Origin of the sequence: Paractinoplanes bogorensis (genome assembly GCF_018829635.1) — a bacterium.
Lineage (GTDB): Bacteria > Actinomycetota > Actinomycetes > Mycobacteriales > Micromonosporaceae > Actinoplanes > Actinoplanes bogorensis.
In genome coordinates, this window is sequence record NZ_JAHKKG010000015.1 from 48,965 (window position 1) to 60,292 (window position 11,328).

Consider the following 11,328-nt stretch of genomic DNA (forward strand, 5'->3'; position numbering starts at 1 on the left):
TCGCGGGCTCGAGCCCTCGGCCCGAGCGGCCCACGGCTCAGGCCGCCCGCGGCTCCGAGATGCGGAAGCCCCGGGCCCGCACGGCGTCGGCCACCCGGGCGACCTGGGCGTCGATCGCGCACAGCGTGGCCGACAACTCCTCGAGATGGTCGGTGAGGTCGTCGTCGTCCCAGTCGGAGACGTCGACCTCGTCCATCGCGCGGACGGCGGCCCGCAGGCGGGCGATCGACTCGAGACGGTCACGGGAGTGCAGGCGATCGATGGCGTTACGCGGCCCGGCCAGCTTGGGCCGCACCACCAAGGACAACGAGACGGGCGCATCATTCGAACGCATGTTCGATATCCTAACAGGACGAAATCACGCCCCGCACCCGTTTGCTCTGCGTAGCGACGAAACGAAACCCTACGTAACTAGCCCTGCATGATCGCCGCGAAGACCCGGGCCGCCTCATCGACCGGGGCCGCCGCCGCGACGAACCCGTCCGGCCGCACCAGATAGAGCAACCCCGACTCAAAGGCCGCCGCAGCCGGAAAGACGTGCACCGGCAACCCGAGATCCGGCACGTCCGAGACCGGCCCATAGGCATGGACCTGCCAGTGCAAATCGCGGAGGACCGCGTAGTTGCCCCCGGCCCAGGGCAGCCGCCGCCCCACCACCGGATCCCGCTTCCCCTCGGCCGCGAGCTGCGCGTTCGGCGTCATCCAGTAGTGGATCCGGATCTGCGACACGTACTGGAAGAAGCGTGATCCGCGCGGCCCGAGCCGCACGCCCAGCGGCCCCACCAGCGGCACGACCAGCCGGCGCAATGCGCGGGCGACCGGCCGCTGCGAGGTGATCGCCCCGAAGATCCGGTCGGTCGTCGCCACCAGGGTGCGGGCCACCGGGCGGCGTTCGGCGTCGTAGCGGTCGAGCCACGCGTCCTTGCGGCGCCCCTGCAGCACGTCGGCCAGCTTGAAGGCCAGGTTGTGGGCGTCCTGCAGGCCGGTGTTCATGCCCTGGCCGCCGACCGGGGAGTGCACGTGGGCGGCGTCCCCGGCCAGGAAGAACGGACCGTCACGGAACGTGGCGGCCACCCGGTGGTGCACCTTGTACGTCGCGAACCAGCGCGACTCCCCGTATGTGACCGCGAAATCCTTGAGCCGGGGCCGGACGTCCTCTTCACCGACGAGACCCTCCGCGGAGGAGACCAGGCCGATCAGACGCCACGCGTTGCGGCCACGCATCGGGAAGGCGAGCAGGAAGTCGGCTCCCCCCGGCCGTACGTTGATCGCGTTTTCCACCAGGCCGGCCACGCCGGTCGCGTCGATCACGTAGAAGCGGTGCGGGTTGGTGACGCCCTCGAAGGCGATCCGCCGCGCCTTGCGCACGGCCGAGTTCGACCCGTCGCAACCGACGCAGAAGCGGGCCCGGACGGTGTCGTTGCCGACCTTGGCCTCGATGCCGGCTTCGACCTGCTTGACCGCCGTGACCGGGGTCTCCCAGCGCACCGCGGCGCCGAGTTTCTGCAGGTTGTCGTAGAGGATCTCTTCGTTGCGGCTCTGTTCGAGGATCTCGATGAACGGGTAGGGCGTGCTGTCGCCGCCGAGCGGGCCGAGCGGAACCCGCCCGAACGCGTGGTCGAGAAAGCCCGGAGCGAGCGCGTCGGCCCGATGAGCGGCGTCGAGCACCTGGTCGGCCAGGCCGAGCTGGTCGTAGATCTCGAGGCTGCGGGCCTGGACGACGAGGGCCCGCGACTCGCGGGTCGGGCCCTCCTTGCCGTCCGCGACGATCACGTCGACCCCGAGCCGAACCAGCCAGTTGGCGAGCATCAGCCCGGTCGGGCCGGCGCCCGCCACCAGCACGTCACACGACAGCTCGGCCATCGGCCGGCCCCCTTATCTGGTCAAGGTCGCAGCCACGTTCTGCAGGAGGAAGGCCTCGGCCACGCAGACCCGCTCGAACTCGCCCAGGTGCAGGCTCTCGTCCGGGCCGTGGGCGCCCGAGTAGGGGTCTTCGACGCCGGTGACCAGGATCGCCGCCTGCGGGAAGAGATCTTGGAAGGTGGCGATGAACGGGATCGACCCGCCGACGCCCATGTCGACCGGCTCGGTGCCGTCCCAGGCCGAGCGGAAGGCCGCCCGCGCCGCGTCGTAGGCCGGGCCGGTCGCGTCGATCACGCACGGCGAACCGTCGCTCTCGAGGGTCACCTCGACGTGGGCGCCCCACGGCACGTGCTTCTCCAGGTGGGCGCGGATCGCCGCGTACGCCGACTTGGGGTCGTCGCCCGGGGCCAGCCGCACGCCGATCTTGGCTTTGGCCGTGGGCTGGAGGGCGTTGGCGGCCTCGAAGGTGCGGGGCGCGTCGATGCCGAGCACCGAGATCGAGGGCTTGGTCCAGATGCGGTCGGTGATCGAGCCCTTGCCGACCAGTTCGACGCCGTCGAGCATGCCGGCCTCGTGCCGGAACCGGTCGGCCGGGTAGTCGACGCTCGCACCCTCGCGACCGATCAGCCCGTCGACCGCGACCTCGCCGCTCTCGTCGTGCAGGGTCGCCAGCAGGCGCGCGAGGGTGGTCAGCGCGTCGGGCACCGGGCCGCCGAACATGCCGCTGTGCACCGCACTCTTGAGTACCTTGACCTCGGCGAACAGGTTGACCAGGCCGCGCAGCGAGGTGGTCAGGGCGGGCTGCCCGATGTCCCAGTTGCCGGAGTCGGCGATCACGATCACGTCGGACCGCAGCACCTCGCGGAACTCTTCGAGGATGGCGTCGAGCGAGTCGGAGCCGTATTCCTCCTCGCCCTCGACGAAGACGACCACGCCGACCGGCAGCTGGTCGCCGAACGCGCGCAGGGCCGCGACGTGGGCCATCACGCCCGCCTTGTCGTCGGCGGCGCCACGGCCGTAGAGGCGCCCGTCGCGCTCGACCGGCTCGAACGGGTCGCTGCTCCAGAGCGCCGGGTCGCCGACCGGCTGCACGTCGTGGTGGGCGTAGAGCAGCACCGTGGGCGCGCCCTCGGGGGCGGCCCGGTGACCGATCACGGCCGGCTGGCCGCCGCGGCGCACGATCTGGGTGTCGAGACCGCAGCCGCGCAGCAGCTCGGCCACCGCCTCGGCCGACCGCTCGACGTGGGAGTGGTCGAAGCCCTCGAAGGCGATGCCCGGAATGCGGACGAGCCGTTCCAGATCGGCACGGACTCCGGGCATCTCCCGCGCAACGGCGGCACGCAGATCGGTCTCGCTCAAGCTCATGAGATCGATCCTAAGGGTCGTTCAGCCTTGGTCGTCGTCCTGGCGACCTCGGCGGGAGGCGTCGTTCATCCAGCCCCGGGCCCCGCGAGCAGCGGATCCGGCCAGGTCGGCGGCACCGTCGCCCAGTTTGCGCAAAAGCCCGACGAGCGGATCCTGCGAATTGCTGAAGGTCTCGCGGTAGGAGTTGGCCGCCGCCTTGACGTCTTCGCTGACCGAGGCGTCGCCGTCGGAGTCGCGGCGCGGGTAGTCGCCGCCGAGGATCTCGGCGTAGGCCCCCGAGTCGACCCACTTGCGCAGCTCGGAGGCCCGGGCCACCGGCACCGGGTGGGTGCTCCAGGCGGTCATGCCGATCTTCTGGATGCTGTCGCGCAGGTCGCCGCCGCTCTCGTACTCGGCCGCCTGCTCGAGGAAGGCCGCGGTGTCGATCTGCGACAGGTCGCCGCCGCCGGCCAGCTTCATCAGCAGGCGGGTCGAGGCGGCCGGATCCTGACCGGCCAGCAGCCCGGCCCGGTCGGCCGACAGCTCGGCCTTGCGCCACCACTCGAACATCGCCGCGATGATCGCCCGCAGCGCGATGGCGCCGACCGGCAGCCAGCTCAGGTTGGCCGCCCACCGGGTGAGGATCATCATGATCGTCTTGTAGACGGCGTGGCCGCTGCGGACGTGGCCGATCTCGTGGCCCAGCATCGCACGCAGCTCGTCATCGTCGAGCCTCTCGACGGCGCCGGTCGTGATCACGATGAACGGCTTGTCGAGGCCGATCGCCGAGCCGTTGATGATCGGGTCTTGCGAGACGTAGAGCTCGGGCAGCTCGACCACGTCGAGGGTGGTCGCGGCCTCGGTGAAGCGCTGGTAGACCCGGGGATATTGCCGGTGGTCGACCCGGATCGCGCCGGCCAGGAACTGGAGGCGGAAACCGCGCTCGTTCCACATGCCGAAGAACGCCTTGACCACGTCGTCGAAGCCGCGCAGCTCGCGCAGGGCGGTCAGCGCGCCACGGTCGGCCGGGTGTTCCCAGGCCCGCGAGCTGATCCCGGTCAGGGTGACGCGCCTGCGTACCGGCTGGTTTGCCTCGTCGGTCATGGTGCCTGCCCTTTCGTCGCGCCGTCGACGATCAGATCCGCGTACGCGGCCGTCTCGTCCACGGCGAAGTGCCGGTCCTCGGCTGCCCGCCAGCGCTCAAGGTACTTCCGATACGCAACACTGTCGTCCCCGTCGCGGACAATCGCGCGCTCCCAGCGAAGTTCGGGCGGAGCGTCGACGAACACCGCCGCTGACAGTTCGGGACGAACTTCGCGTCGAGCCGCACTCACCCCCTCCAGCAGTACGACCTCGGCCGGCGGGACCACGATCGGCGTACCTGCGAAATCGCCCTTTTCCCAGTCATAACGCTCGAAGGTCGCCGTCTGACCACGTCGCAGCGGACCGAGTACGTTCGCTTCGAGCCGTTTCCAGAAGGTGAACTGGTCGTCCCATCCGTCGAGAAGGTCGTCGGTGTGCACGACCGGACTGCCCAGCTCACCGGCCAGCCGTTCGGCGAAACGCGTCTTGCCCGCACCGCTCGGCCCGTCCACGGCGACCAGGCGCGTCCGGCCCAGCCGGGGCGGTCGACTCATGATCAACTCGACCAGCTCAGACATCATCGGGCGCCCCGGGTGGCAGGAACGGCAGCCCCGGCGTCGGGCCGGTCTCGATCAACCGCCACAGCGCATCGACGTCCAGATGCTCCTCGACCAGGTCACCCAAAAGATCAAGAGCGGTTTCCCGTACGGCGGAAAAGCTCGTCGCCGGGGCCACGACGAACCCGGGCCGGCCCGCCGATCGAGCGGCCCCGGTCAGGAATCGACGACGGAACTCGTCCGACTCGAAGGCACCGTGCCAGTGAGTCCCGAACACGTTGCGCACGACGGCTCCTTCGGCGCGGCCATCGGCGTACCGGAGGAAGGGGTTGACCTTGACCTTGGCCGGGGAGACGACCCCGTGGTGGATCTCGTAGCCGGTGACGGGTGCGCCGAGGCCCTCGCCGGTCGCGCGCGCGAGGGTCTTGACCGGCTCGAACGCGATCTCGACGGGCAGAAGACCCAGCCCCGGCACGGTTCCGCGGCGGCTCTCGACCTCGTCGTGGATGCGCTCGGCCAGCATCTGGAAACCGCCGCAGATGCCGAGCAGCGGCTTCCCGGCGGCGGCGTGCTGGTGGATCGCGCCGGCCAGCCCGGTCGCGCGCAGCCACTCGAGATCGGTGACGGTCGCCTTGGAACCGGGGATCACCACCAGATCGGCTTCGAGCAGGTCGGCCGGGTCGCGGGTCAGACGTACGCGCACGCCCGGCTCGGCCGCGAGCGCCTCGGCATCGGTGGCGTTGGAGATCCGGGGCAGCTTGATCACGGCGACGCGGAGCCACTCGGTGCCGACTGGGCCCTGTTCGCGACCGACCGTCGATCCGAAGGCCAGTGAGTCCTCGCCGTCGACCCACACGCCCTCGTCGTACGGGAGGACGCCGAGGACCGGACGGCCGGTGGACGCGGTGATCATGTCGAGGCCGGGCCGGAGGATCTCGGGGCTGCCCCGGAACTTGTTGATCACGTAGCCGGCGATCAGCTCCTGGTCCTCCCGCGCGAGCAGGGCGACCGTGCCGAACAGCGCCGCGAAGACACCGCCGCGGTCGATGTCGCCGACCACGATCGCCGGGAAGCCGGCGTGCCGGGCCAGACCCATGTTGACGAAGTCGCCGGCGCGCAGATTGATCTCGGCCGGGCTGCCCGCGCCCTCGCAGATCACCGCGTCGTACTCGGCACGAAGATCGGCCAGGGCGGCGTACGCGGTCTCGGCCAGCCGGGGTTTCATCGAGCGGTAGTTGCCCGCGGTGACCGTGTCGATCGCCTCGCCGAGCAGGACGACCTGGCTCGACCGGTCGCTCCCGGGCTTGAGTAGCACGGGGTTGAACCGCAGGTCGGGGGCGATCCCACAGGCGGCCGCCTGCATCGCCTGGGCCCGGCCGATCTCACCGCCGCGGCCGTCCGGCCCGACCACGACGACCGAGTTGTTGCTCATGTTCTGGGCCTTGAACGGCGCGACCTTGACACCCCGGCGATGCAGCCAGCGGCAGATGCCCGCGGTGAGGATGCTCTTGCCGGCGTCGCTCGTCGTGCCGGCGACCAGCAGGCCGCCGGTCATCGTGCTCTTACCGCGGCGGCTATCGCGGCCGCGGCGAGCCCGACAGCGCCGGAGATGCGGGCGGCCTTACGCAGGTGCACCGCCGTCGGGCGGGGTCCGTCACCGAGGAACGGCCGGGTCTCACTTCGTCCGAAATAGACATTTCGCCCACCCAGCCGTACGCCGAGGGCCCCGGCCATGGCCGACTCGCACTGCCCGGCGTTCGGGGATGGGTGGTCGTTGCGATCGCGGCGCCAGACCCGCAGCGTCTCGGCCGGCGTCCCACCCACGATCGGGGCGGCGGCGATCGTGAGCAGCCCGGTCAGCCGCGAGGGCAGCAGGTTGAGCGCGTCGTCGAGCCGGGCCGAGGCCGTGCCGAAGCGGGCGTACCGCGGCGAACGGTGCCCGACCATCGCGTCCAGGGTGTTGGCGGCCCGATAGGCCAGCAGCCCCGGCAACCCGAGCAGGCCGCCCCAGACGAGCGGCGCGACGACGGCGTCGGACGTGTTCTCGGCGACCGACTCGACCGTGGCCCGGGCGAGTTCCGGCTCGTCCAGGCCCGACGGGTCACGCCCGCACAGGTGATTGAGGCGGCCCCGGGCCGCACCGAGATCCTCGTCGCGCAGGTGCCGGGCCATGATCCGCGATTCCCGCCGGAGGGTGCGCCCGCCCAGCACGGTCCAGGTGACCCCGGCGACCAGGGCCGCCCGCACCAGCGGCTGCTTCCGGGTCGCGACGGCCGCGGCCACACCGGCCAGGGCCGGCACACCGACCGCGATCGCGGTGAACGCCGCGCCGGCCGCGCGGCTGTCGGCGTAGAGCCGCTTCTCGAGGGCGGCGGCCGCCGTCCCGAAACCGGCCACCGGGTGAAACCGGCGCGGATCTCCGAGCATCGCGTCGAGCGCGTAGCCGGCCAGCAGACCCGCGGCGTCGGCTTTCATACGCTCCTCAGGTCGCACACCCAGACCGAGATTTCCGGCGCCTCCGGCGATTCCGGACCATCCGGAATCGGCACCGGGTCGAACTCGCCCCAGACGATCGCGCCCGGCGCCCGGTCCTCCAGGAACTCGATGACGATCGCGTGCAGATCGTCGGTCGCCCGGTATTTCTCGGTGAACGGCAGTTCGTCCCGCCCGCACGAGGCGGTCGAGCAACGCAGCTGCCCCGCCTGCAGGTCGTGCCACACGTAGAAAGTCGCCGGCCCGGTGTGCGACAAGGCCACGACCTGCGTACGCAGCAGCTCGATCGTCTCCTCGAAGGCGTTCACCACCTCGTCGGCCGACAGGCCCATACGCTCGTGCGGCGGAGCGCCGAACCAGCTGGTGTTGGCGGTCTCGGTGTCCTGGTCGTGCGGAGCGAGCACCAGGGTCTCGCCCGCGATCGCGCGGATCTCCTTCAACAGCACACGCCCAGTCTGCCGGGCCGCCCCTACCGTCGCCCAACCGGGCGGCTCAGATTTCGGTCCGGCTCAACAGCGCGTCGCGCTCACGGCGGTTCCCGGTCAGCGCGGCCGCCCGTTCGAATTCGGCCCGCGCCTCGTCCACCCGGCCGAGCCGGGCCAGCAGGTCACCGCGGACGCTGGGCAGCAGGTGGTAGCCCCGCAGAGCCGGATCGCCGGCGATCTCGTCGACCATCTCGAGCGCCGTTTCGGGGCCTTCGGCCATCGCCACGGCGACCTCCCGGTTGAGCTGCACGACCGGCGAAGATGTCAGCCGATGCAGTGACGCGTAGAGCGCGGCGATGGCCGGCCAGTCGGTATCCTCGGGCCGGAAGGCGCGGGCGTGACAGGCCGCGATGGCCGCCTGCAGCACGTACGGGCCGGCCGGCTTCTTCAGGTGCTGCGCGCGCAAAAGTGCCGTGTAGCCGCGGCGGATCAACAGCCGGTCCCAGCGTCCACGGTTCTGTTCCAGCAGCGGAACCGGGTCACCCTCCGGAGTCAGGCGGGCGGCGTTCCGCGACGACTGGAGCTCCATCAGCGCGGCGAGCCCGTGCACCTCCGGCTCGTCCGGGGCCAGCTCGGCCAGCATCCGGCCCAGGCGCAGAGCCTCGTACGTGAGCTCGGGCCGCAACCACTCGTCACCCGCGGTCGCCGTATAACCCTCGTTGAAGATCAGGTAGACGACCTCGAGCACGGACGCCAGCCGTCCGGCGAGCTCCTCGGCCGGCGGCAGCTCGAACGGGATGTGCTTGTCGGCGAGGGTCCGCTTGGCGCGCACGATGCGCTGAGCCACCGTCGGCACCGGGACGACGAAAGCCCGCGCGATCTCCTCGGTCGTCAGCCCGCCGACGACCTTGAGCGTCAGGGCGACCCGCGCCTCCGCCGGCAGCACCGGGTGACAGGCAATGAAGATCAGCCGGAGGACGTCGTCCTGTTCTTCTTGTTCTTCTTGGTGGTGCTCAACCGCACGCCCGAGCTCGGCGATGTTGGCGGCGAGCCGGTCGTCGCGCCGCAGCCGGTCGATCGCCCGGTGCCGCGCGGTGGTCATCAGCCAGCCTCCCGGGTTGACCGGCACACCTTTGACCGGCCACTCGGTCAGCGCCGCGACTACCGCGTCCTGAGCCAGTTCCTCGGCCAGCCCGACGTCGCGGACCAGCCGGGACAGCACCGCGACGATGCGCGCCGACTCCAGCCGCCAGAGCGCGTCGACAGTGGCCTGGACCGTCATTCCGGTCCGAAAACCTGGCGGATGTCGCCCTCGCCGTCGCCCACCAGCTCCCAGAAGCGGCGGCTGAGCTCGATCGCCTCCTCTTTGGACCGCACCTCGAGCAGTGCGAAGCTGACGATCGTCTCCTTGGCCTCCGCGTACGGCCCGTCGGTGAACGTCACCCGCCCACCCGACGCCGACGCGTGGGTCCCCTGCATCGCCAGCCCGCCCGTGGCCAGCAGCACGCCGGCGCTGGTGAGCTCCTCGACGAACTTCCCCATCTCGGCGTAGAGCTGCTCGTCGGCCGCGGCCACGCCCCCGTTGAGCGTCATCAGAAATCTCACCCGAACATTCTCGCCGATCTTGTCGATTCTCCCCAGGCCCGTTCGCTGTCCCAGGTGAAAGCACCTCCGACACTCACCAGGAGACCCGTCATGCGAAAGATCACGGTCGGCGAGTTCATCTCCCTCGACGGCGTCGTCGAGGCCCCCGACAAATGGCACATGCAGTACGTCAACGACGAGATGATGGCGGCCATGTACCCCGCCGACAGCGACGTCGACACGCTGCTGCTGGGCCGCACCACCTACGACACGTTCGCCGGCGCCTTCGAACACGCCCCCGCCGAAGACCCGGTGGCCGCGGCCATGAACAAGACCGCCCGGGTAGTCGTGACGTCGACCCCCGAGACGGTGACCTGGGCCGGCGCGACCCCGTTGACGGGCGACGTGATCACCGGCGTACGCGACCTCAAGAACCAGCCCGGCGGCTCGATCTCGGTCGTCGGCAGCACCCAGCTGGCCCGAACCCTGCTGGCGGCCGGCCTGGTCGACGAGCTGAGCCTGATCCTGCACCCGCTCACCGTCGGCACGGGCGAGCGCCTGTTCCCGGCTTCCGGCCCCGGCGCCGACTTCACCCTGAAGACCTGCACGCCGATGAGCACCGGCGTGATCCACCTCGTATACACCTTTGCCGGAGGAACTCGATGAGCGACGAAGTCAAGGGAAGCGCCTACTTCCCGTCCATCGAAAAGAAGTACGGCCAGCCGATCACCCATTGGCAGCAGTTGGTCCGCGCCTATCGGACCGAGAACCCGTCAGCGAAGCACATGCAGGTGGTGGCCTGGCTCAAGACAGAACACGGCATGGGCCACGGCCACGCCAACGCGGTGGTGGCCAGCGTGGCAACCTAGCCGGTCAGTTCGTCGAGGACGCGCCGTCCACGCCGCACCACCTCGGCCACGACTTCGTGTCGGCGAAGACGAACGGACCACTCCAGCTGCAGGAGGATCTGGGTCGCGGCGAGAACCGCGGCCCCCTCCCCGCCGACCAGGTCGAGGATTCTCCGCCGCAGCCGGCCGTCGAAGGTGTGCCAATGCAGGGTGGTGAGATCGGTAGCCCGCGTGCCGCAGCCGGCGTTCCCGACATCCACGACGGCCACCACGACGCCGTCCCGAACCAGGACGTTGCTCGGGTTCAGATCGGCATGAACCATGTCCGGCGCCCCCACCGGCAGCGGGACGTCGGCACACAAGTTCCGCAGACGCTCGACCAGGGCCGTCACCTCGACGGAGTACCCCGCGACCACGGCTTCCTGACCGGTGACAACGCGCCAGGCGTACGACGAGTGGTCATGGGGTTCGGTGGCCTGGCCGGCCTGAAGCTCAACAATCGCCATCAGTTGCTCGACGATGGCCGGAGTCAGCTCGGCCACGGGAGCCGCGTCGACAAACTCCATCAGATGCCAAGCATGAGTGGCGGTGGCCCCAACGCCGAGCCAGGCCGGGGTGGGATAACCGCGGCCGCGCATGTGCTCGACCACTCTCTGGGCCCGCAACATCTCGTCCAGGTGGGCGGAGTGCGCTGCTTTGAGCACCGCGTCGGCCCCGCCACCCAACCGGACGCGCCACGCTCCCCCATTCGCGCCTCCGGCAAGGCCACCGAGCAGAGTGACCTCAGCCCCGACCACGCCGGCCACATCGACTAGGACTTCGGCCGGCAGCTCGTCGGAACGGGAGCCCTGGCTCACGAAACCACGGTAGTCAAAGAGCTGACTCGCCTTCGCGGACTTCCCGGCCAGACATCACCGTCCGCGACTCAGCTGCCTGGTCGCGTCTAAAACTGGAGTGCCGCCCACGAATCGGCCGGCGGCACGACGATGGGGGATCCGGGGGGCTCGCCCCCACGGCGTGGGGTCTGGGGCTCGGGCCCCAGGAAGATACAGCGCGCCCGGCAGGATTCGAACCTGCGACCGACGGATTAGAAGTCCGTTGCTCTATCCGCTGAGCTACGAGCGCATGGGG

At 70.4% G+C, this 11,328-nt stretch carries 13 protein-coding genes and 1 tRNA gene; 2 read left to right on the forward strand and 12 right to left on the reverse strand.

Going from position 1 to position 11,328, the window contains the following annotated elements:
• Positions 1-37: 37 nt before the first annotated feature.
• The 10 genes from KOI35_RS38860 to KOI35_RS38905 form a co-directional block, all read right to left on the reverse strand.
• Positions 38-334: a hypothetical protein gene (locus KOI35_RS38860; RefSeq protein ID WP_215794676.1), complete on the reverse strand. Its 297-nt coding sequence runs from the start codon at positions 332-334 to the stop codon at positions 38-40.
• Between the two features lie 77 nt (positions 335-411).
• The gene (locus KOI35_RS38865; RefSeq protein ID WP_215794178.1) at positions 412-1,863 is read right to left on the reverse strand and encodes an FAD-dependent monooxygenase; all 1,452 of its coding nucleotides are present in this window, start codon (positions 1,861-1,863) and stop codon (positions 412-414) included.
• 12 nt (positions 1,864-1,875) lie between these two features.
• A complete protein-coding gene (locus KOI35_RS38870; protein ID WP_215794181.1) occupies positions 1,876-3,228 on the reverse strand; it encodes a dipeptidase in 1,353 nt (450 codons plus the stop codon).
• 21 nt (positions 3,229-3,249) lie between these two features.
• Entirely contained in the window at positions 3,250-4,311 is a 1,062-nt protein-coding gene (locus KOI35_RS38875; RefSeq protein ID WP_215794183.1) for a M48 family metallopeptidase, read from the reverse strand.
• Positions 4,308-4,868, reverse strand: a complete 561-nt coding sequence (locus tag KOI35_RS38880) for a uridine kinase family protein (protein WP_246614501.1) — start codon at positions 4,866-4,868, stop codon at positions 4,308-4,310. The genes KOI35_RS38875 and KOI35_RS38880 overlap by 4 nt, the downstream gene beginning before the upstream one ends.
• Positions 4,861-6,402 (reverse strand): cobyric acid synthase, encoded by a 1,542-nt coding sequence (locus KOI35_RS38885; protein WP_215794188.1) that lies wholly within the window; start codon positions 6,400-6,402, stop codon positions 4,861-4,863. Before KOI35_RS38885 ends, KOI35_RS38880 begins: the two co-directional genes overlap by 8 nt.
• Complete coding sequence (locus KOI35_RS38890) at positions 6,399-7,322, reverse strand: cobalamin biosynthesis protein (protein ID WP_215794190.1); 924 nt, start codon at positions 7,320-7,322, stop codon at positions 6,399-6,401. Before KOI35_RS38890 ends, KOI35_RS38885 begins: the two co-directional genes overlap by 4 nt.
• On the reverse strand, positions 7,319-7,786 hold the full coding sequence (locus KOI35_RS38895) for a hypothetical protein (protein ID WP_215794192.1): 468 nt from the start codon (positions 7,784-7,786) through the stop codon (positions 7,319-7,321). Before KOI35_RS38895 ends, KOI35_RS38890 begins: the two co-directional genes overlap by 4 nt.
• A 46-nt stretch (positions 7,787-7,832) precedes the next feature.
• Entirely contained in the window at positions 7,833-9,047 is a 1,215-nt protein-coding gene (locus KOI35_RS38900) for an RNA polymerase sigma factor (RefSeq protein WP_215794194.1), read from the reverse strand.
• Positions 9,044-9,370, reverse strand: coding sequence for a YciI family protein (locus KOI35_RS38905; protein ID WP_308121345.1), 327 nt, complete (start codon positions 9,368-9,370; stop codon positions 9,044-9,046). The genes KOI35_RS38900 and KOI35_RS38905 overlap by 4 nt, the downstream gene beginning before the upstream one ends.
• A 90-nt stretch (positions 9,371-9,460) precedes the next feature.
• Between KOI35_RS38905 and KOI35_RS38910 the strand changes: the two genes are divergently transcribed.
• Positions 9,461-10,015 carry a dihydrofolate reductase family protein gene (locus tag KOI35_RS38910; RefSeq protein ID WP_215794197.1) on the forward strand — a complete coding sequence of 185 codons (555 nt, stop codon included), beginning with the start codon at positions 9,461-9,463 and terminating at the stop codon, positions 10,013-10,015.
• On the forward strand, positions 10,012-10,218 hold the full coding sequence (locus tag KOI35_RS38915) for a DUF4287 domain-containing protein (protein ID WP_215794199.1): 207 nt from the start codon (positions 10,012-10,014) through the stop codon (positions 10,216-10,218). Before KOI35_RS38910 ends, KOI35_RS38915 begins: the two co-directional genes overlap by 4 nt.
• Here the strand turns inward: KOI35_RS38915 and KOI35_RS38920 are convergent.
• Together KOI35_RS38920 and KOI35_RS38925 are read right to left on the reverse strand one after the other, a co-directional pair.
• Positions 10,215-11,054, reverse strand: a complete 840-nt coding sequence (locus tag KOI35_RS38920; protein WP_215794201.1) for a phosphotransferase — start codon at positions 11,052-11,054, stop codon at positions 10,215-10,217. The genes KOI35_RS38915 and KOI35_RS38920 overlap by 4 nt on opposite strands.
• A gap of 195 nt (positions 11,055-11,249) precedes the next feature.
• A tRNA-Arg gene (locus tag KOI35_RS38925) sits at positions 11,250-11,322 on the reverse strand.
• Positions 11,323-11,328 lie beyond the last annotated feature (6 nt).